Source organism: Chryseobacterium sp. NG-CE01 (genome assembly GCF_055695505.1).
In genome coordinates this window covers 26667-46775 of the sequence record NZ_CM146369.1, presented here as the reverse complement: position 1 = coordinate 46775, position 20109 = coordinate 26667, and the positions used below count along the sequence as shown (strand labels likewise).

The 20109-nt window shown below is 39.1% G+C and carries 22 protein-coding genes; 2 read left to right on the top strand and 20 right to left on the bottom strand.

Translation table 11 applies throughout. From position 1 onward, the window contains the following. Positions 1-69: 69 nt before the first annotated feature. Positions 70-432, bottom strand: coding sequence for a hypothetical protein (locus tag ACYT6F_RS00245; protein WP_472599344.1), 363 nt, complete (start codon positions 430-432; stop codon positions 70-72). Between the two features lie 153 nt (positions 433-585). Between ACYT6F_RS00245 and ACYT6F_RS00240 the strand changes: the two genes are divergently transcribed. Continuing rightward, positions 586-1335 carry a HesA/MoeB/ThiF family protein gene (locus ACYT6F_RS00240; protein ID WP_472599343.1) on the top strand — a complete coding sequence of 250 codons (750 nt, stop codon included), beginning with the start codon at positions 586-588 and terminating at the stop codon, positions 1333-1335. Between the two features lie 45 nt (positions 1336-1380). On the opposite strand, the gene ACYT6F_RS00235 is transcribed toward ACYT6F_RS00240, so the two are convergent. The 9 genes from ACYT6F_RS00235 to ACYT6F_RS00195 all read right to left on the bottom strand — a co-directional run bounded on the left by ACYT6F_RS00235 (position 1381) and on the right by ACYT6F_RS00195 (position 12801). After that, complete coding sequence (locus ACYT6F_RS00235) at positions 1381-2478, bottom strand: DUF7005 family protein (protein ID WP_472599342.1); 1098 nt, start codon at positions 2476-2478, stop codon at positions 1381-1383. A gap of 1 nt (position 2479) precedes the next feature. Continuing rightward, a complete protein-coding gene (locus ACYT6F_RS00230) occupies positions 2480-5392 on the bottom strand; it encodes an NHLP bacteriocin export ABC transporter permease/ATPase subunit (RefSeq protein ID WP_472599341.1) in 2913 nt (970 codons plus the stop codon). A 9-nt stretch (positions 5393-5401) separates the two neighbouring features. Next, positions 5402-7588, bottom strand: coding sequence for an NHLP family bacteriocin export ABC transporter peptidase/permease/ATPase subunit (locus ACYT6F_RS00225; RefSeq protein WP_472599340.1), 2187 nt, complete (start codon positions 7586-7588; stop codon positions 5402-5404). Between the two features lie 13 nt (positions 7589-7601). Further along, entirely contained in the window at positions 7602-8870 is a 1269-nt protein-coding gene (locus ACYT6F_RS00220; protein WP_472599338.1) for an NHLP bacteriocin system secretion protein, read from the bottom strand. 22 nt (positions 8871-8892) lie between these two features. Continuing rightward, entirely contained in the window at positions 8893-10467 is a 1575-nt protein-coding gene (locus ACYT6F_RS00215; protein WP_472599337.1) for a TolC family protein, read from the bottom strand. A gap of 11 nt (positions 10468-10478) precedes the next feature. Further along, positions 10479-11000, bottom strand: a complete 522-nt coding sequence (locus tag ACYT6F_RS00210; protein WP_066440801.1) for a cyclic nucleotide-binding domain-containing protein — start codon at positions 10998-11000, stop codon at positions 10479-10481. Between the two features lie 94 nt (positions 11001-11094). Beyond that, entirely contained in the window at positions 11095-11418 is a 324-nt protein-coding gene (locus tag ACYT6F_RS00205) for an NHLP leader peptide family RiPP precursor (protein ID WP_472599336.1), read from the bottom strand. Between the two features lie 46 nt (positions 11419-11464). Continuing rightward, a complete protein-coding gene (locus ACYT6F_RS00200) occupies positions 11465-12103 on the bottom strand; it encodes a helix-turn-helix domain-containing protein (RefSeq protein WP_472599335.1) in 639 nt (212 codons plus the stop codon). Positions 12104-12174: 71 nt separating this feature from the next. Next, positions 12175-12801: a hypothetical protein gene (locus ACYT6F_RS00195; RefSeq protein ID WP_472599334.1), complete on the bottom strand. Its 627-nt coding sequence runs from the start codon at positions 12799-12801 to the stop codon at positions 12175-12177. A 237-nt stretch (positions 12802-13038) separates the two neighbouring features. On the opposite strand from ACYT6F_RS00195, the gene ACYT6F_RS00190 reads away from it, so the two are divergent. Next, positions 13039-13794: a response regulator transcription factor gene (locus ACYT6F_RS00190; protein WP_472601149.1), complete on the top strand. Its 756-nt coding sequence runs from the start codon at positions 13039-13041 to the stop codon at positions 13792-13794. An 8-nt stretch (positions 13795-13802) separates the two neighbouring features. On the opposite strand, the gene ACYT6F_RS00185 is transcribed toward ACYT6F_RS00190, so the two are convergent. The 10 genes from ACYT6F_RS00185 to ACYT6F_RS00140 form a co-directional block, all read right to left on the bottom strand. Further along, on the bottom strand, positions 13803-14543 hold the full coding sequence (locus tag ACYT6F_RS00185) for a DUF3667 domain-containing protein (RefSeq protein ID WP_472599333.1): 741 nt from the start codon (positions 14541-14543) through the stop codon (positions 13803-13805). Positions 14544-14698: 155 nt separating this feature from the next. Further along, positions 14699-15868, bottom strand: a complete 1170-nt coding sequence (locus tag ACYT6F_RS00180) for a glycosyltransferase family protein (protein WP_472599332.1) — start codon at positions 15866-15868, stop codon at positions 14699-14701. A gap of 52 nt (positions 15869-15920) precedes the next feature. Next, positions 15921-17471, bottom strand: coding sequence for a type 2 lanthipeptide synthetase LanM (locus ACYT6F_RS00175; RefSeq protein WP_472599331.1), 1551 nt, complete (start codon positions 17469-17471; stop codon positions 15921-15923). A gap of 83 nt (positions 17472-17554) precedes the next feature. Further along, positions 17555-17749 (bottom strand): hypothetical protein, encoded by a 195-nt coding sequence (locus ACYT6F_RS00170; protein ID WP_472599330.1) that lies wholly within the window; start codon positions 17747-17749, stop codon positions 17555-17557. Between the two features lie 98 nt (positions 17750-17847). Next, the gene (locus ACYT6F_RS00165; protein ID WP_326320663.1) at positions 17848-18192 is read right to left on the bottom strand and encodes a hypothetical protein; all 345 of its coding nucleotides are present in this window, start codon (positions 18190-18192) and stop codon (positions 17848-17850) included. 30 nt (positions 18193-18222) lie between these two features. Then, on the bottom strand, positions 18223-18552 hold the full coding sequence (locus ACYT6F_RS00160; RefSeq protein WP_472599329.1) for a class IIb bacteriocin, lactobin A/cerein 7B family: 330 nt from the start codon (positions 18550-18552) through the stop codon (positions 18223-18225). Between the two features lie 29 nt (positions 18553-18581). Beyond that, a complete protein-coding gene (locus ACYT6F_RS00155; protein ID WP_472599328.1) occupies positions 18582-18944 on the bottom strand; it encodes an NHLP leader peptide family RiPP precursor in 363 nt (120 codons plus the stop codon). A gap of 27 nt (positions 18945-18971) precedes the next feature. Then, entirely contained in the window at positions 18972-19319 is a 348-nt protein-coding gene (locus ACYT6F_RS00150) for an NHLP leader peptide family RiPP precursor (protein ID WP_472599327.1), read from the bottom strand. A 30-nt stretch (positions 19320-19349) separates the two neighbouring features. Continuing rightward, entirely contained in the window at positions 19350-19679 is a 330-nt protein-coding gene (locus tag ACYT6F_RS00145; protein WP_472599326.1) for an NHLP leader peptide family RiPP precursor, read from the bottom strand. Positions 19680-19703: 24 nt separating this feature from the next. Further along, a complete protein-coding gene (locus ACYT6F_RS00140; RefSeq protein ID WP_472599325.1) occupies positions 19704-20036 on the bottom strand; it encodes an NHLP leader peptide family RiPP precursor in 333 nt (110 codons plus the stop codon). Between the last annotated feature and the right edge of the window lie 73 nt (positions 20037-20109).

Here is a 20109-nt window from a genome sequence, read left to right as displayed (position 1 = left end):
TATTAATTGAATGAAATGAAAATAGCTGCTTCGCGGAAGATCCTGAAGCATAAAATTTTAATTAAACAATTAACAAAACCGCGGAGGCTGGAAAATAGTGGAAAGATAGCTGCTGGAAAAATCTTTTTCCTGGTATACAGCCGGTTTATGAGAAATGATTATTTCCTTGATTTTTTCGAAATGAAAAGTGGTATCGGGAAGTTTGGCATATACCATCAGAACGATGGGAGGATTGAAAAAAGGAAGTTTCTGGTCTGTGCTCCAGTCTGCATCCTTTGGGTGATTATCATAATGGTCCACTACAAACTCTGCCAGGTTTCCTTCATAATCCATAAGATGCTCTATGAAGACAGGTACTTTCAGCACTTCTGCGACATTGGTCGTTGCAAGCACATAAATCATTGAACATAGTATGGAAAACCATTTTAACATTGCTGCAAAGATATTATTTAAATATAAATCTGGAAAATGATTTCTGAATTTGTATTGAGAATAAATTAATAATGAAAGCGCTTACAACTTCTACACTTATAGGTAATGGATTTTCATTGGTTGTTCTTTATTTTTGTACAAATCCTGATCGTCATGGAAGAGAGATACACTAGAAACAGATTATATATCACTGAAGAAGAGCAGCGGTGTATAAAAGATTTTCCGATTTTATTGGGAGGAGCGGGAATTGGGAGTATTATCGCAGAATGTCTTCTGAGGTTCGGGTTTGAAAATCTTACCATTATTGACGGAGATGTTGTGGAATTATCCAATCTGAACCGCCAGAACTATACCGAAAAAGATATTGCTGTTCCGAAAGTACATGCTTTACGGGAAAGATTATTATCCATCAACAGCAATGCAGCGATTAAGGTTCATCATTGTTTTCTGACTCCTGAAAATGTTGATGATTTTATTCCGGGACATAAAATTGCAGTCAATGCACTTGATTTTACTTCAGACGTACCCCTTATTTTTGATGAAACCTGCCAGAAACATGGCATTCCGGTATTGCATCCTTACAATCTTGGGTGGGGCACCCTGGTTTTTGTTATTTCTGAAGAGCCGGGATTACGCTATTTATCAAAAGAAAATGAACGCTTCAATGAGCTGAATGTTGTAGAATATGCAACCGGATACATGGCTTTTTGGGGAAACCGCCAGGACTGGATCGAAAATATTATACAAAAATACAAAGACGAGCATGGAAGTTTTCCGCCGCCCCAGCTGGCTGTCGCTTCCTGGCTGGCCGGTGCTGTAAGCACGCATATTGCTTTTGAGCTCGCAACAGGGAAAAAGGTGAAAACTTTTCCTGAATTTTATCTGACGACAATCCAGCATTAGGATAAACATTAATAACCATTTTAGATAGCTTCGGCGCGATGAGAATCAGCGCGCCGAAGCTTCATCATATTTATCGAGTAATAATTGTGTTCCGTTGGGTGATGAGATCTGAAGAAGATCTGTTTGGCAGAGCACTTCAATTCTGGTTCTTTTATCTTCGTCGGTTTCCATTTTTTTAAGCTGATTACTGAAATCGGCAATATTTTCAATTGCACTTTTAATGATATCCGTAAGTTGTACGAATTCCTTTCCAGAGAAGTTCATTCCGGCGAGATAATTTTCAAGCCGCGCGCCTGTTCTGTACTTCGGATAGTCTTCCAATCCCATAAAAGTGAGCATCCATTCTTTCCGATACGTTCCTGTAGCAGCAACGATCCCTATATAATCTGCAATCAGCTCATCATGAAGATTATTGGAGGCAGCGCCGAATTTTTTCAATGTATACAGATGAACACATTCGTGTTCCAGGCGGATTTTAAATGAGATCTTTTCCCATTCCTTGCTCGTGAGATGCAATCTTTCTGCGCTTACATGGCTGTAAGGTTTCATGCTCAGCAGAATAATTCTGTCTTTATATAAATGAGCGTTGGGGATAATATTTTTCGAGAATTCCTCATTCCAGGAAATTGATGAATTGTTTTCGCTCCATTGCTGTTTTAAGTTATTGATCTTTTTCCAGTTGTTTATTCCGCTGATAAGGCTTGCACCCATTGATTTCGGAATGTTTACGGGATTGTTTTTATAGATTAAAGCCCTGATAAGAGTTTCAAAATCATTTTCGTCAGGAACTGTAACAACAGGTATATCATAAGCAATACTTTTATATAGTTTCAGGGTAATATCAGATTCTGCGCGAAGTGGTAACGCCTGATCCGAAAGTACAAACAATCCTTTCAGGACCGCATCCCGGTAAGGCTGTTCTTTTTCTATTCCTTCTTCAATGGGAAAATTCAGCTGAGGATAAAATTCGCGCAGCACACGAAACGGGATATTACCTGTAGAATCATGTACACATTCTTCCCAGAACACCCGATCTGAAGGTATCGGAATTCCGGCTTTACCGGCTGTAAATTTATTAACGAAATAATCTTTCAGCTGTTGTGATAAAACCTCGTTTTCCTTTAGCTCTGTATTCGTTTCCATGCTATGCGATCTGACGTTTGGCCAATTCTGCAAAGAGTCCGTTTTTTTCCATCAGCTCATCGTAATTTCCTGATTCGACAATGCTTCCTTTATCAAGAACAAAAATTCGGTCAGCGTTTTTAATCGTACTTAATCGGTGAGCGATCACAATACGGGTTGCCTGCAGTTTGTCAAGACTTTCCGAAACGATATTCTGGGTTCTGTTGTCCAGTGCACTGGTCGCTTCATCCATGAAAAGAAGCCTTGGTTTATGTACAATGGCTCTGGCAATCATCAGTCTTTGTCTTTGTCCGCCCGAAAACGTTCCTGCACCTTCGCTTACCATCGTATGCATTTCCATCGGCATATGCTTGATATCTTCTTCCATTCCGGCCATTCGTGCCGCTTCCCACGCATCTTCCAGTGTAAGCTCAGAATTTCCGATAATATTCTGGAAAATACTTCCTGCCATTAATGCTCCGTTTTGAAGGACCACACCAATCTGTCTTCTGACAAGTTCTTTGTTCATCGACTCGAAACTTTCACCGTCGTAATAAATGGATCCCGCTTCAGGGTGTTCAAAACCGAGAAGAAGTCTCATAATAGTTGATTTCCCGGAACCTGACGACCCTACGAAAGCCACCATTTCTCCCGGTTTTATCTTAAAAGAAATATTATTCAGTACCAAAGGTTGGTCTTCATGATACCGAAATGAAACGGAATTCATTTCAATTTCTCCGCTCAGCTCACCAGGATCTGTGCTTTGCTCGGCAGATTCCGGTTCGGCTTCGAGAATGGGTTTCACCCTTTCGTATAAAGGAATAACATTCATGGAAGTGATAAAAGCCATACTGATTTTTAAGCTGTCATTTAAAAATTTATTGAAAGCGGTAATGAAAGCCATAAAAGCACCAACGGTAAGCATACTCGCTTTATTATCGGCGTGAAGGACCGTATAATAAATGAATGAAAAAAAGAAAATACTTGTAAAAAGAGGGTAGGAGGCATTAAAGGTTTCTACAAAGTTCTGATAACTTCCTGAACTGAAACCTAATTTTTTAAGCTTTGAAAATTTATCAGCCCATAAGGTGAAGATTCTTTTCTCTCCTCCTGTCATTCTGATTTTGGTGATTCCGGATAAAAATTCAAACAGAAAACCCTGAATTTCTCCTTGTTGCTGAGAGATCTGGCGGTCGTGTTTTAATTTTAGCAAACCCATTCCTACTGTAAACAATGCGGCAATAAGACCTAATATAACGCCGATCCATGCCAGTTTGGAATCGTAGTAGAACAGAAGAATCAGATTCACAAAAGAAAATGCGCCGCTCAGAGCCGCTGTTATCAATGTATTCGAAACGATCTGTCTGATGGAGTTAATGCTCAACACCCTGTTGGTAAGGTCTCCTGCAGTATAATTTTTATAAAAAGTTACCGGAAGCCGCAGGATATAATCCATTACCCCTACCTGTAAATTGATGCTGGATTTTGATTCTACTCTTAGCTGAAGAACGCCCTGTACGAGCTGTAACCCGGCCGTTACAAAGCCAATGATGAGTAAAATTCCGAAGATCTCGAAATGTAAAGAGCGGTCTGCGGTAGGAATGACGTCATCAAACATCACACCCGACAAAATAGGAACCAAAAGGCCGATTACACTTCCTGCCAATGCGGCAATGATCAGGAATTTGGTGTCTCTTTTTGCACCCTGCATCGCAAATCCCAATACTTTTTTTATTGATGTCATTTTTACATCGAAACCGGAAAAGAACATATAAGCAATAGGTTCCAGGGTTTCTGCAACCTCATTGTTTACGGTTGTTTCTGCATTGGTCTGCAGGTTTTTAAGAATGTATTGAGAAGAGCTTTTCTGAATCAGGGCCACGGGCACATTGCCTTCTTTAGTGAAAGCCAGGAGGTTTCCGTTTTCTTCTTTCCACCAGACTCCCCGTAAGATTACTTTTCTTACACGGATTTTAGAGCTTTTTGCAATAGCAATCAGCTGGTTGGTCACACTGTTTTGGTAGCTTTCAATATGTTTAGGCTCTTCAAGATTAAATCCATTATGCTCACCGATTAATTTGCAGGTCAAAAAAAGGATATTTTTTGATTTAGTCTGATGAATTGCTTCTTCGCTGGCTCCCGATTTACGTTGTCCGGTCACAATGGATCTGATCTTTTCCAACGTATTGCTGAGATCGGAATTTTCGTTTTCTACTTTGCTTTTAAAGTATTCCTGTTCTTCGGTCTGCTGATTATTAATAATGGTAACAAGCCTGCTGAAGAAATATTTTTGGATATTGTCAATCGCAATCAGAAAGTTAATGTCATTTTCCAGAACTTCGCGGGTGCTCAGTACTTTTACCAATGTTTTTGATGATAATGATTTAATCCAGAGTTTACTGCAAACCGGAACCGGAAAATCTATATCCAAATCTGCTTCCACAGTTTTACTACCGGAGAATATTTCCAGTTTTCCTTCGGACAAATGGATCCAGTTTATTCCTGATGAAGGATAAGCGATAGAATTCTGAGTTATATTCATCACATTAAAATGATCCAGTGCGGTATATACTCTGGGATTATTGGACGTATCTAATGCTGCGGAAGTTTTTAAAATCCAGTTATTAACCATCTTTTTAAGGAAAAAATGATCAATTTCAAGCAGATTGCTTTTATCTATAGAGACCAGTGTCGCATCATTGGAAAAGACGATAAGTCGTATGTTTTCGGAATTTTCTTTCGTAATGAGGCTGAATAATAATTCTCTTTTTTTTGCGGTATACAAAAATTTTAAGGCTGAGAGATACGTTCCGTCTTCTGCGATTTCAGTATAGAAGACATTCACTTCACCTGACAAAATCATCCAGAATTTTTCTGAACTGTCCAAAGAAAAAGGTGCTTCAACACCAATGCGTATTTTTTCGTTAGTTGCCATTTTCTGAATTTATTTTGTTTCAATTAATTGGGAATACACGCCATTCATGCTCATTAATTCCTGATGGGTTCCTCGTTCTACGATCTTTCCGAATTCCATCACGATAATCTCGTCACAATCCATGATGGTGCTTAATCGGTGGGCTACAATCAGGCAGGTACAGCCTCTTTTCTTGATATTGTCCAGGACCATTTTTTCGGTAGCTGGATCCAATGCGCTGGTTGCCTCATCCATTACGAGAATAGAAGGATTGCTCACTAATGCTCTTGCGATTTCCAGACGCTGGCGTTGTCCGCCGCTGAAATTCGCACCGCCTTCCATCACTTTGCTGTCGTAGGCATCAGTTCTTGCAGCAATTACATCATGAATAGCTGCATCCCGTGCAGACTGAACGATATTCTTCTCAGGAATCAAAGTATCCCAAAAAGCGATATTTTCATTAATGGTTCCGTTGAAAACCAATACATCCTGGTCGATCACGGATAAAGATTCGGTAATGATGTTTCTTGGAATTTCTGTTCTGGATTTTCCGTCCAGCAGTACTCTTCCTTCCCAGGGATCGAAAAGTCCTGAAGCGATTTTGGCAACGGTTGATTTTCCGCTTCCTGATCCTCCCACCAGTGCAACCCGGCTTCCCGGCTTTAATTTTAAACTGAATTTTTCGATAAGTGGCGGAATGGTAGGATTATAACCAAATGTAACGTTGTCCATTTCAAAATAGCCTATCAGTTTATTCTGTGTTGCAGAGTCCGGTTTTACTGCATTTTCTTCTCTGAACTGATTATCAATCTCATAGTTCATGACATCATCGATACGGCCCATATCACTTTCGGTTTCATGAAGCATTGCACCTACTGAAACCAGCTGATTAACAGGATTAATAAAGTTGCTCATGAGATAGGTAAAAGCGACTAAAGCTCCCAGAGTCATCTGTCCGTCCATAATTCTCAATGCACCGATTCCTAAAATGGCACTCGTTGTTAAGGAAGTCAGCAGCGGCGGAATGGTATTCAGCCTTGTGGAAAGCCAGCCCAATTCCTGCTGGGCGTTGGTGACTTTAGCGAGATAACCGATCCAGTTGGTAAAGAAATCATTTTCACGCCCTGAAGCTTTCAGCGTTTCAATCATGCTGATTCCTGAAGTAGTGGTTCCCAGCAGTTTTCCGGTTTCATTCGTGAGCTGGCGGTTGCCGTCTTTTCTCGCTCTTGAAACATATTGTAAGATAACGATATTGATGACCGCCATGGTAATCCCGACAAGAGTAAGGATTACATCATAAGAAAACATCAGCAATGCATAAAATATGACGACGATGACATTCAGGGCGGCATTGGCGAGGTCGCCGCTCAGAAGCTTCGCCACTTTATCATTCAGCGAAACCCTGTTCCCGATTTCACCGCTGTACCGCTGGGTAAAAAATGCAATAGGCAAATGAAAAACATGCCACAGGAACTTACTCGATGTTGACAGTGCAAGCTTTGTTTCCAGTTTTAATAAAAAATACTGCTGAATATAAACAAGGAGAGAATTTACAATTAAAATCCCCGTCATGATCAAAAGCAACGGCATCACGAAGCCTGAAAAATTATTCACTAAATATTTATCAATAAAAACTTTCAGAAACGAAGGAATGACCAGTCCCGGAATCACCAGAAACAGACTTGCCATAATGATAAAGAAAATACTTTGCTTTGAGTATTTAATTCTTGAAGCCAAAGAAGCCATTAAGCCGCGCTTTTCATTTCCTTTTTCAAATTTTTCATTTTTTTCGAATGTGAGGACAACACCTGTGTAAGAATCATCGAACTCCTGATGCGTTACGGTATATCTTCCCTGGGCAGGATCACTCAGGTACACTTTATTTTTAGTAAAACCTTCCAGCACCAGAAAGTGATTGAAATTCCAGAAAATAATAGCCGGCGTTTTAATCTGCATCAGCTTTTCGATGGATTTGGCATAGCCTTTTGCTTCCAGGCCATATTCTTTGGCAGCTTTGATGATATTGGTTGCTTTCAGTCCGTCTCTGGAAACACCGCATGCGATTCTCAGTTTTTCGAGAGGCACAAACTTTCCGAAATGCCCCAAAATAATACTTAAAGCTGCCGCGCCGCATTCTACGCTTTCCATCTGCAGTACAGTGGGAACTTTGGTAGGGCGGGCCTGCTTTTCGATGGTTAATGTTGTATTATTTTTCATGGATGTTTTAGTTTTAATAAAGGTCAAAGAACTTTTTGAATGCCGGAACTACGATGGTTGCGGGTCTTTCTTCTTGGATGGTTACTTTACCCATGCAGGAAGTCCCTTCTTTGATGGTTACATCCGGCCCCTTTGCGGAGGTCCATTTGAATCCGCTGTAGGAGGCAGGATCTTTTTCGAAATCTACATGCACTTCAAATAACGGTCCTGAAGCCAGAAGTCCTTTTGCAAGCTGATCATTTTTAACGGAAGTCAGCATTCCTTTTTCGGTAATCGGGAAATCTGAAACGTAGGTCACTTTAGATTTGATAAATCCGTATTCCTGCGGCTGAACGGTAGAAGGAGCCACCAAAGCTTCCATTCCTTTTTTTATTTTTTTACCGTCTTTAGAAGGTATGTAAAGAACACCTTTCAGTCCGGCAAGTTTTATATTGGAGCTTCCTTCATTTTTTACTTTGAATAGAGGTGAGCCAAGCCCTACCACAACGCCTCTGTCGGTAAGAACTTCAACTACTTCACCTTCGTACGGGCTCCGGATATTTTTCTGAGTGTCGTATTTTTCCGCTAAAAACTGTAAGGTTCTTTCTGCTTCGGCAATTCTCTGATTCTGTAAGGTCACTTTCTGCTGAAGATCGTAGCCTAACGTATGCTGTTGGCTTGAAGTTTCCACCATCTGGCCTTTCAGTCTTTCAATGGTATTTTTTGAGGCTTCAATCTGCTGTCTGGTATTGGCTACCTGAGATTTTACAATTAATCCTTTTGCCAATAAACCGTTTTCGGATTCAAGCTGATTATTTAAAAATGCCAGTTTCTTTTTCTCGGATTCTATTTCTCCCTGGATGCTTACCCTGGTCTGGCTGATATATTCTCCCTGGAGATGGTTTCCCTGATTTCCGTAAGAAAGCAGTTTTCCCATTTCAAATTTTCTGTCGGCAAGCACTGCCTTGGCGTCTTCAATCTGCTGGGAAAGTTCCGGCTGCTGAATCGTTGCGATGATGTCGCCTTTTTTTACTTTGTCTCCAATGGCAACTTTCAGTTCTACCAACTGTCCCTGCGCAGTGGAAACTACCTCATGAACATCACCTCCCAATACAACGCCTACTACATCGAGTTTGGTTTTAACCCTGCCGAAAACAGACCATGTTATTCCTACACCCAATGCCAAAGCGATGGTGATAAGGGCAATCCAGGCTTTCGGGCCTGTTACTTTGATGAGCTGATCCAGCTTCTCCGGAGTAGAGAGCTTTTCTAATGCTGATTTTCTAAAAAAACTTGCTGACATCGTAAATATATTTAAAAGGTTATTAGTTGTTGGGTATAGTATAATAGGATCTCGGATCTACGGTGAAACCATTGTCGCCTTGAGAAATAAGCGTTCCGGTATCGTGACGTAATGTTACAATCTGTGTGGCAAAAATCTGCTGGGCCTGAAGGTAATCCAATTCTGATGAGGTAAGACGTTCCTGAAATAAGATGACGTTCAGAAGGGTTGTTAAACCGGTCTGGAATTTTTCCTGTTCATTTCTGAAAGCCTCTTTATAAAACATCAGTGCTTCTTCAGCTTTATTTAAAATGATCACACTGCTGTTAAGATTATTAATATCGGTAGTGATATTCAATAAAATATTTCGTTTAAGATTTTCATTGTTAACGGCCTGATCTTTCGATGCTACTATTGCTTTCGCATAGTTTCCTTTGGCTAAATTGTTATTCAGCGGGAAATTGAACGTTAATCTTGCTCCGCCGCCGAAATTTCTTCCCTGGTAATTGGAGAATGCATTAAACGTATTGCCAAGCCCGTTTCCTACGCTCGCGCTTCCGTAGAATACAAATCCTGAAAGGTCAAGCTGGGGCCGAAGATTATTGTGTGCTATATCCACTTCCATTTTAATAGCTTCCGCAACCCTTTCCACCGCCTTTACATCAGCTCTTTTTTCCAATGCCAAATTGATTAAAGCCTCTTTATCAAGAGAGTTTCCGAATCCCGATTCTGCAACGGAAGGGAAGTCATTTACAGGTACATCCAGCATAGCGCTTTCTGCTTCTGAGAGACCGATTATTCTTCCAAGGTTTAGTTTTGCATTGTAGAGATTCTGTTCGGCCGCGATGGTTAATCTTTCCTGGTTGGCAAGGTCTGCATTCACCTGGGCCAGATCTCCTGCAGGTTTTTTGTCTGCTTTTACCAGTTCTTTCGTCATTTCCAGGACATTGCGTACCCTGGCTTCATTTTGCCTGTAGATGTCTACACTTTTATAAGCAGTATAGTAACTCCAGTATGCATTAGCGATCTGAAGAATTTCGTAAGAGTTTGAATACTCAAAATTGTGCTTTGAATTTTCAATATACAAAGCTGATATTTTCTCATACAGTGTATTTACATTTCCTCTTCCGCGAAGAAGCGGCTGGGTTAGTGTAAAGCTCATGTAGCTGGAATGGTTCCCGATATTGGGGCCTACATATTGGCTGAAATCGTTAAAAGGGTAATTGTTCCTGTTGTACGAATATTGCAGCCCGAATTCTGCGGTCTGACCAGTGCGGAACTTTTTGGATAAAGAGCTGGTAAGATCTACATTATCGGTCAATATTCTGTTCAGGTATTGATTTCTGGGATCGTTTTCAAAAAGATTATAACGGCTTTTTTTATATGATACATCTGATCCGAGATTAAAGTCAAACATGCTTTTTTGTACAAGAAAGTTTGCTTCTGCATCTTTAATAGACAGAAAACTTCTCTGGATGGAAGGATTTTTATCAAAAGCCATTCCCGATAATACAAAAAGGTCACAGGTGATCTTAGACTGGGCGATGACCATACTTCCAAAGCAAAATACAGAAACAATACCGGCACATTTTGCAAGTACCCTTTTATAATTTTTCATCCTTACTAATTTTAAACTTCCGAAAATCTGTTGAGTATCTGCCCGAATCTAGACCCGGCCTGTGCCACGCCATCCAGAACATTGATGTCTATTAAATCTTCCTCTTCAGGTTTCCCATACCCCATCTGCTCAGTGGTTTTTCTAAGCCTGTTGGAAAGAAAAAGAGCAAGTGCGTAATAGAAATTTGCCCTGAAATCTGAATTGCTTGAAAGTCTGGAATCCATGACATTTCTTGAGATTACGTAGGCAACGGTAGGCTGCGTGGCGATTACCGAAACAGAAGGAGATCGTGATTCCAGGAAGGACATCTCTCCTACAATTTCACCGGCTCCCAGTGTGGCGATGGTTTCATTATCTGCACCGTCGGTACATACAACGAGCTGCCCGGAAAGTACGATGTATAAGTTGTCGATAGGCTGCCCTTTCTGAATGAGTTTGCTGCCTGTTTTCAATTCGATTTTACTTCCATTTTTAATCATCCACTCTACATCGATGTCGTTTAATTGTCCTAAGAAAAAAAGTACACGTTTCATTATCTTTAAGTTTAAATGGTTATGCCAAATTATTTAATTATCAGTCTACGGATTTGCCATTTTTTGCGCGATAACAGACATGGCATTTCCGTTTTTATGGTTCGGGGGTGTTTTCCGGATCAATATCAGCAGCAGACTGTGGCTTTTGGGTGCCGCCAATTACTTTATTCAGGTCTTTTTCCTTCATTTCAAAATCCGAATAAGGTTTTACCGGAATATTGATGTACAGATAATCCGGGTCGGACTGATCGGTCACCTTTATTTTCTTACCATTAGGAAGGCTTCTGCCAAAGAAAACTTCTAATGTTTTTTCAGGATCGGAGAGGAGAGATTCTTTAAATTCTTCGTTGCTCCATGCTTCTTCTATAATTTTAAAAAGCACTTCCTGACCTTTCCTTTGTTCGTTCGTTAGTTTCATATAAGTTGAAGTTTTTGTAATGCTGATCTCCGCACTACCTGCATTCTTATTTCAAAGAATGAATAAGCTCTTTCGGCGACATATTGTATTGGGCTACAAATAGTTTTGAGAAATAATGAACATCATTGTATCCAACGGCATAGGCCACCTGGGAAATTGAATTCTGGATATAGTTATCGATCAATTCTTTTGCTTTGTGCAGGCGAAGAATTCTGATATATTTGTTGGGAGAGAGGTACAGCAGGCTGTTTATTTTACGATGCAGCTGTCTCTCGCTTACGGCCATTTTATAGGCAAGATCATAGATGTTGATATCGTTCTGATTGATAGATCTGTAAATTTCTTTCTCAAGATTTACCAGCCAGTTCTGATCGGGCTTTGTTATTTTGGAAGGATTTATTTGTTTTGCGCACATGCACTGAACGTTTTCATTGGTCTCATAAATTCCGAAGATATCGGGACGGTCATGAAACGTCAGGCTTACAGATTTGGATTTTATTTCTGTTAAAATTTCTTCTATCAGGCTGTTGATTTGTTTGCTGCTGTTGAAAATGATTTCATGTCCCGGTCTTTCATGCTGTCTGCTGGCCGTAATTATCGTTTCCAGAGGATTTTTAATGTTATGAACAATCTGGCTCAGTACATCCGGTGAAGTCCAGTCAATAGTGTTAGTAATGGTATTCATAGCTCAGTTTTTATAATGATTTGATTTGGTTAAGGTGTGTTGGTAATAGTGTGTTTTCTCAAGCGTGAAATTTATGCAACAGGAGTAAGTTTTTTACGGTGCAGCAATTTTTTGTTTTGATGATAAAATTCTTTTAGTCCTTCATAATCCAATGAAATAGGAATGGTCTCTGACCCCAGATAGTTGATGGATTTTCCTAAAACTTTGGCCTTAATTCCCAGAAGCTTCATTGCCCTGAGAAGTTTGCTGTCGCACTCCGCAAAAGCCACTCCTCTCTTTTTCCGGCATAGTGGAGCGATGGCGCATACCATCAATCTTTTAAATAAAAACCGGTCCCTGATGTTCTTCCGGGTTGCAAACCTTCCGATATGCCAGATGGGAGTGCGGCGTCTGCTGTTGCTTGCTTCCAGCGGATCGATCTGGAATAATTTCTGAATGGGCAATTCCTGATTATAATCCCATTTCACAATTCTGATTACTCCTTCTATCGCTCCTGAATCATCTTTCGAAACAAAAATTTCTGAATTGAAGAACAGGTTTAGGTCTTCATAATACATTGTGGTGATCATGTCCTGAATGTGTTCCGTTTTTCCTTCTTCATGGTCGGTGTGATGGCTCAAGTTTTCATTAACTACGAAATTTGCCAATTCGGACAGCTGATCCATTTCCAGCTTTTCTAAATAGTTTTTTGATTTCATGGTTATTGGTTTGTAACAAATCTATCCCATCAGAAAATGAAAACTATTACACTAAATGGTAGTATGCGGAGATAAGGCAGAAAACTATCCTTTAGGGTAGTTATTCATAATAAGGTGAAAAATGTTTCTATGAAACGGGTAAGTATATATTTAATAATTAAATAGATGTAAATTTTTTTAAAAACTGCAGAATGTAAAATTCTTTTCACTATTTTTGGAAAAAACTAAGGTATGAGTGTGAATAGCATAAACTCTTTTTTTGACTCAAGAAACACTGTTGAGACTTCATCAGATTTAAGTGACGAAACACTGAACTATCTGGAACCCATAAAGTCTTTTGCCCGCGCAACCTACACCAGCATCTACGTAATCGATTATGAAAAGAAAGGTTTTGAATTTGTCTCTGACAACGCGCTTTTTCTCTGTGGAAATACTCCCGAAGAAGTCCTGCAGATGGGGTATGCTTTCTATTTCAAGCATGTGCCGGAAAGCGATCTGCAGATGCTGCTGAAAATTAACAGTGCCGGTTTTGATTTTTATGAGAAACTTCCTGTTTCAGAAAGAAAGGAATACAGTATTTCTTATGATTTTCATATAAAAAACCAGGAAGGAAGAATCATCTTAATCAACCATAAACTTACGCCCATGTTTTTAACGAAACACGGCAAAATATGGAAAGCCATATGTATTGTTTCCCTATCATCAGGTAAAGAGGCAGGAAATGTAAAAATTTATAAAAAAGGAGAGAATAAGGTGTATAATTATGATCTTAAATCTGATGTATGGAAAGTTACCGAACAGGTTTCCCTGTCAAAAAGAGAGAAGGAGATCCTGCAGCTTTCTACCAGAGGCCTCACCATCAATGAAATCGCCGATACCATTTTCGTATCACCGGATACCGTGAAATTTCACCGCAGAAAACTTTTTGAAAAACTTGAAGTTACCAATATTTCGGAGGCCATTATTTTCGCAACGAATAATATGCTGATTTAATATCAGCATCAATGCTTTAAAAATATATCCAGCTTCGTGGCTAAAGCATTGACTGCCCCGTTAAACAGCATGATATAAAAGGTAATGAGTACCGTTCTGATGATTAATGAAACCTTTTTGTATCGGAATGCTGAAAAATACTGGTAATAGAACCAGAAAATATACACGATCGTAAGAACGGGAGTAATCGCTTTGAGATAATATAATACTTCCGTATTGGTATAAAACACAGTGATTATCGGGAAAATAAGACCGATAACCAGCATGCCGATGGTGAGATAAGTATTCAGGACAAGATTTTCGGTGTAATTCTGTTTCGTTTTTTTAAAGATAAAATAACTTCCTAATGCGTAGAAAGGAATCCCGGATAAAATAATGAGTTTATAATATTCCCTCAGCAATTTTGAGTATTCGCTTAACTGCTCCTGATTGTAGATCTCGCTGGCTTTTACCTTCGTGGCACCGGTAATGACGAGTGTAATGGTAAGCACGAAAATAATGGCGGTAAATGCATTGAAATGTTTTACTCTTTTTCCCTGAACATATTCTCTGATGCTGTGGCCGGGTCTGGTAAAAAGTTCTTTAACGGTAAACAAAAATCCCTTATCCAGATGAAAGACGCCGTGCACAAGATCATGTGCCAGAAAATGCTGCAAAGAAAAACGGTGTGTGGAAGTTTTTTGTCCGCATTGAGAACAGTAGTTGTTTTCTGTTTCGCTGTTGCAGTTCAGACATTTGTTGTGGTTCATGGGATATTAATTTTTATGCGTTGTCGTGAACAATTATGTTTCCTGCAAAACTATAAAAAAAATTCATTTAGCGGTTTAACGATTGATTAATTAAGAACATTTATTCCTCTTTATTTCCATTTAATGTGAAAATAAATTATCTCCAAATGATCATTTTAGGTTAACGCATATTCAATTACTTTTTCCATTTTAAAATCGGACATGGTTTCCTGGATTTCATTCCGAAGACGGTCCATCATTTCATAATCGATCAGGCTGTTATTTTCAAATAAGATTACCTTTTCAAGAAAAATATTCCAGAAATCGGGATTATCATCTGGATGAGGAATGTGAGCCGAAACACCAAGCTCCTGCAGTCGCAGTGCAATATCTTCGCGGTCATAACACTGCGTGCCGACCGTAAAAGACGGTACTCTGTTCATAATGGGATAATGGTACATTCCGGATCCGCACTGATGAATAACGAGATTTGCGATTCCACAAATATAATGCAGTGGAAGCAGCTTATTGTAAAAAATTTCCTGACTGTATTTTTCGTTAACTTCACATTGACAGGTTGTGATGACTGCATAGCCGCGTTGTACAAAAAATTCGATGAAATTTTCAATAGGAGTTCGATCGATGGTTCCCGTTGTGATAAAAACAAGAGGTTTTTCTTTATTAGTGTTTAAAAATTCTTCAAGTTTTAACGAAAGATTTTTCGAAGGCTTATCCATCACGATCAGCGGCCCCGAATAGAAGTAAGATTCACGGTTTTCTATATTTTCGGGTAAACGTTCAATGGAAGGAATGCCTGGAATAATCTTAGCTTTCGGCTTTGCATATTGCATTAGAAATGGAGCATTAAAGTCGTCATGCGATGTAAAAAAAACTGATGGATTTTCAGAAGCACTGTCTGTATTTCCTTTTGCTAAAGAATGAACATGTTTTTCATTTCTGTAAGCCCGGTCAATAGATCTGAAAATGCCTGTCCGCTGAATTGAAATTCTCGGGATTTTATTTTTTTCAGCAATCAATGGAGTCAGCATAGATGTGTCTTCAATAATCAGTGACGGTTGTACGATCTCATATGCTCTTTTCTCCATATCTATTATATCTTCTTTAATTTCCTGCGATCCATTGGACTGCATTAGATTTTCTTTAAGAGTATAATTTATAGGCACGAAATCTACCCCTTGTATGGTGAGGAGTTTCTGTGAATGGTCGTTAACCAGGAAATGATTTTTAATTCCGGTATTATTTCTCAGGTATTTTTGCTGTAAAACATACAGAGGAAGCAAATGGGAGAGGCCTCCTGCAATATATGGGATGGTGAGAATATTCATCAGATGATTATTGATTTGAAAATTAAAATTAATAAGATAATTTGTTTATTGGTCAGGAGTTCATATCCAGCCATTTTAAAATATATCCGGTTTGCTCGTTTTTGTGTTTTTCAGATAAGATATTTATTCTTTGCCTGATGTTTTCAACACAATTGTATTTAAAGATTTCAAATACTTCACCTTCCTGCAAATGTGCATCAGAACTGTTAAGGTTAAAGAAAGGAATGTCTCCTTTTAGCATCTGGGCCATTTCGCTGTCAAGAATGAATTTTAAGTTTTTAAAACCTTCCTTTTGGTATGCTTTAGACATCAGTTCATACAATTTTGCGTGATACGCTTCAAAGCTTGACATAAAAGAAGCTGATCTCATATATTTCAGAATTCTGAAGTATACGAAAGTAGGTCTCCAGATATATCGTGTTTTTTGATGGTTGAAATAATTGACAGGTGAATCTGAAGAAAGCAGTTCTTCTTTTGCAGCCGCAAACAGATCATATGCGGTGGAAAAGCCTTGTAAAAATGGGTCTTTATAATTGCTCACAAAAATATTATTCCGGTTGTAAACAGGAATGTTTTGCTTGATGAGTTTTCTGAAAACAAAACGGGTTTCTCTCTTAGAATCCATTGTATTGGGATACATTACTTTCATTTCCATATCCATTGTTTCCTCATTTCCTGCAACGCCGTATCCTGCGCATTGAAGAGTTGCTCCTGTGTCCTGATTAACGATCAGCATGCTTTCAAGTACTGAAAATTCTGGAATTTTGTGCGCTTCATCCCAGGTACGTATTGACGGCTGATTTTTTAATACAGGCTGTATTACGGTTTCGTGGTCTATAATAACAGGATCTTTTCCTGCAGCAATAAGATTTTCAGAATGGTAATCTTTACTTCCTAAAAGAAATGTAACGGCTAAAAGTATCCCGGCCTTATAATAATACTCTTTTAATTCATCATCAGAATTTACAGGAACATGATCTGCAAATTCAAGCCATCCGTAATTTTTCAGATTAATGCATTTTAACGTTTTCAGTTTGGTATCAATCCTTGAATTAACCCAGTCAATAAACAGATTATAAGAAACGGAAGTATCCAGGTTCCGGGGTTTATAGATCAGCTTAGTACCGTCCGACAAGGCGATCAGTGCGGTGCTTTCTCCGCTGTGTCCGTCGCCGAGGCTGGTATCAATATCAATGATTGCAGTATCATTCGGGATAGAATACGTTTCAGCAAGAAGCCCAATGTCTTTATGGAAATTTGAAAAGATATTCGCAATGTGTGCAGTATAATTATCAGCAATTAATGTGAGCATTTTATCCAGAACAGGATATTTCACAGGCAATGATACAAGTGTCGATTTTGTAAAGCCGGGATAAAAATTTTCGCCCCTGTGTTTAAAATGATTCAATTCTTCCTGTAAGGTCACTTCCGCCAAAGAACTCATTTCCTGAAGAAGATTTCGGTGCAGTTTATTCTTTACTGTAACCGATAGGGTAATGTTTCTGAGCCTTTCTGTAAAAGTTTCTGTATAAGGAAGGAGAATATCAACAAACGGTATGCTTTCATACTCATTTTCTACTGAATGTAAAGTTTGATTTTTCATGGTATCTGTATTTTTGGGCAGCTGATGGTATGGTCAATAAAGTATATTGACAAAAGCAGATAGATTAAAGCCTGATTTTTAGTTTACTTTTCTGCATGTCCGGAGCTTTGCTTCTTGCTTCTTGCCAAGGCAAAAATAACCGCTGCGAATGTTATAATGTATATGCCATCCAACAGCGGATCTTTGAATGTTGCTGTTCTGAAATCAAAATGCTTGTAAATAACAACGCCTAAAATTATTGCAATAATTACGAGTGCAGGTCTTAAAGTATTTTTCATGATTCAATTATTATAGTTGTAAATATACAGGGATAAAACCATCAAACAACCACTCAAAAGGGTGGTTGTTTGATTATGAAGATGATATTTCTTGTCTATTACAAGTGGGAAACCGCCCAGCAAACAGCGATGGCAACTCCAAATCCTACAACAGCAGGGCTTACACCACCAGCAACCAGTTCCAGTTGTTCTTCGGTAAGTTCCAGTTCATCCAGATTCATTTTAGCAGGAATGTTAAAATAAATTACAGAATCATTGGTTTGATCTTCCACAACGATTTTTTTGTTATCTCTTAGCGTTAGTTCCTTTCCTGTAACCTGCTCAATGGCACCTACCGGGTTTTTTATCAGTTGGTCTTTAAAAGCTGCGCTATCCCATGCTTTTTGTATAAGAGTCTGCATTAATTCTGCGCCTCTCTGCTGATCTTGTATTGTAATTTTCATTGTTTTAATTTTTGTTGTGATTTAAAAATTTTATTGATGTGTTGCTGCCCAAACTGCAACTCCTGCTGCGAAACCAAAGTAGAAAGTAGGAGAAATTCCGCCGGCTACCATTTCCAGTTGCTCTTCGGTAAGCTCAAGATTATTAAGCTCGACTTTTCTCGGAATATTAAAGTAAACTGTAGAAGCATCGCTTTGATCTACTACTACCAGCTTCTGACCTTCAGCAAGGCTGATTTTATTACCAGTTAATCTTTCCATAGCTTCTACCGGGTTAGCGATTAATTCATTTTTGAATTGTGCATCTTCCCATGCTCTTTCGATTACTTGAGCGTTCAGTTTTTGTTCTTGTGTTAATTCCATGATTGTAATATTTTGTTGTTAGTATATATTTAGATTGTTGTTAAAATTGGGATAATAGGGATGAAAGGCCCTGTTGTTCCGCCAGGGAAAGGAAAAGTGGTATCTCTTGGGGGCCAGATCGCAGCTCCTCCGGAAACCGCTTCCAGTTGCTCTTCGCTTAGTTCTGCATCAGCAGTGTTTTTAGGAGCAGCAGGAATGTTGATGTATACGGCAGATTCATCAGTCTGGTCTCTTACTACCAGTTTTTTCCCTTCCGGTAAATTCAGTTTTTTACCTGTTAATTTTTCAATGGCAGCTACAGGATCATTTACAAGCTCTTTCTTGAACTCTGCATCTTCCCATGCTTTCTGTACGATTTCCGCGTACGTTTTTTGTTCTTGAGTAAATTCCATTTTGTTATATTTAAAGTTAGTTTTTAATTACATATCGCTGAAGATAGGAGGGAAGGGATTGTAAGGACCCGGGAACGGAAATTCCGGGATGCATCCTCCAATAGCAATTCCGCCTGAAACCGCTTCCAGCTGTTCTTCATTAAGTTCTGCATCTGCAGAATTCTTAGTTGGTGAAGGAATATTGATGTGAATAACCGACTCATCGGTCTGATCTCTTACGATCAGCTTTTTTCCTTCCGGTAGGTTTAGCTTTTTCCCTGTTAATTTTTCGATAGCAGCAACCGGATTGCTAACAAGTTCTTTTTTGAACTCTGCATCTTCCCATGCTTTCTGTACGATTTCTGCGTACGTTTTTTGTTCTTGAGTAAATTCCATACGTATTAATTTTTGTATTTGTTTAAGTTTTTATTTTGGTGAAAACAGACTGAATGAGCATAAGAAATCCACGACCTCTTTTACGCCAGGAATTGCTGCTCCGCCGGCAACCATATCCAGCTGGTTATCATTAAGCTCAACGTCATTATCAGGTTTCGCCGGAATGTTGATATATACAGCTGTGCTGTCTGTCTGATCCCGTACGATAATTTTTTTGCCTTCAGGAAGATTCAGTTTCTTACCGGTAAGCTTTTCAATGGCTTCTACAGGATTTTCCAAAAGTTCTTTTTTAAACCCGGCATCATCCCACGCTTTTTGTACGATCTCTGCGTACGTCTTCTGTTCTTGAGTGATTTCCATAATATAAGTTCCTTTGTGTTGTTATTATAATTTTATAAAATCGTGCAGTTTCGGAAATAGCGCGTCTACAATACTTCCCATTACGTTTTGTCCTCCTCCCGCAATAGCTTCCAATTGATCTTCGGAGAGTTCCATATTTTCCAGATCCGGCTCAGAAGGAATGTTTACGAAAATTTTAGAATTGTCAGACTGGTCTGCTACTATCAGTTCTTTTCCTTCCGGTAAGATGATCTTTGCACCGGTAAGACTTTCGATGGCCGTTACCGGATCCTCAATCAGTTCTTTTCTGAAAGTCTGGTCTTCCCAAGCTTTTGAGATCACTAATTGTAATACTTGTTGTGCAGTTTTTACTTCCATTATTTCGTTGTTCTGTTGTTGTAAAGCTACGCCGTTTAAGAATGATAAATTTGCCAAAATCGCCGACAGGATT

Coding starts and splice junctions, on each gene's coding strand:
- ACYT6F_RS00245 (WP_472599344.1), bottom strand. CDS start 432: ATGTTAAAATGGTTTTCCATACTATGTTCAATGATTTATGTGCTTGCA.
- ACYT6F_RS00240 (WP_472599343.1), top strand. CDS start 586: ATGGAAGAGAGATACACTAGAAACAGATTATATATCACTGAAGAAGAG.
- ACYT6F_RS00235 (WP_472599342.1), bottom strand. CDS start 2,478: ATGGAAACGAATACAGAGCTAAAGGAAAACGAGGTTTTATCACAACAG.
- ACYT6F_RS00230 (WP_472599341.1), bottom strand. CDS start 5,392: ATGGCAACTAACGAAAAAATACGCATTGGTGTTGAAGCACCTTTTTCT.
- ACYT6F_RS00225 (WP_472599340.1), bottom strand. CDS start 7,588: ATGAAAAATAATACAACATTAACCATCGAAAAGCAGGCCCGCCCTACC.
- ACYT6F_RS00220 (WP_472599338.1), bottom strand. CDS start 8,870: ATGTCAGCAAGTTTTTTTAGAAAATCAGCATTAGAAAAGCTCTCTACT.
- ACYT6F_RS00215 (WP_472599337.1), bottom strand. CDS start 10,467: ATGAAAAATTATAAAAGGGTACTTGCAAAATGTGCCGGTATTGTTTCT.
- ACYT6F_RS00210 (WP_066440801.1), bottom strand. CDS start 11,000: ATGAAACGTGTACTTTTTTTCTTAGGACAATTAAACGACATCGATGTA.
- ACYT6F_RS00205 (WP_472599336.1), bottom strand. CDS start 11,418: ATGAAACTAACGAACGAACAAAGGAAAGGTCAGGAAGTGCTTTTTAAA.
- ACYT6F_RS00200 (WP_472599335.1), bottom strand. CDS start 12,103: ATGAATACCATTACTAACACTATTGACTGGACTTCACCGGATGTACTG.
- ACYT6F_RS00195 (WP_472599334.1), bottom strand. CDS start 12,801: ATGAAATCAAAAAACTATTTAGAAAAGCTGGAAATGGATCAGCTGTCC.
- ACYT6F_RS00185 (WP_472599333.1), bottom strand. CDS start 14,543: ATGAACCACAACAAATGTCTGAACTGCAACAGCGAAACAGAAAACAAC.
- ACYT6F_RS00180 (WP_472599332.1), bottom strand. CDS start 15,868: ATGAATATTCTCACCATCCCATATATTGCAGGAGGCCTCTCCCATTTG.
- ACYT6F_RS00175 (WP_472599331.1), bottom strand. CDS start 17,471: ATGAAAAATCAAACTTTACATTCAGTAGAAAATGAGTATGAAAGCATA.
- ACYT6F_RS00170 (WP_472599330.1), bottom strand. CDS start 17,749: ATGAAAAATACTTTAAGACCTGCACTCGTAATTATTGCAATAATTTTA.
- ACYT6F_RS00165 (WP_326320663.1), bottom strand. CDS start 18,192: ATGAAAATTACAATACAAGATCAGCAGAGAGGCGCAGAATTAATGCAG.
- ACYT6F_RS00160 (WP_472599329.1), bottom strand. CDS start 18,552: ATGGAATTAACACAAGAACAAAAACTGAACGCTCAAGTAATCGAAAGA.
- ACYT6F_RS00155 (WP_472599328.1), bottom strand. CDS start 18,944: ATGGAATTTACTCAAGAACAAAAAACGTACGCGGAAATCGTACAGAAA.
- ACYT6F_RS00150 (WP_472599327.1), bottom strand. CDS start 19,319: ATGGAATTTACTCAAGAACAAAAAACGTACGCAGAAATCGTACAGAAA.
- ACYT6F_RS00145 (WP_472599326.1), bottom strand. CDS start 19,679: ATGGAAATCACTCAAGAACAGAAGACGTACGCAGAGATCGTACAAAAA.
- ACYT6F_RS00140 (WP_472599325.1), bottom strand. CDS start 20,036: ATGGAAGTAAAAACTGCACAACAAGTATTACAATTAGTGATCTCAAAA.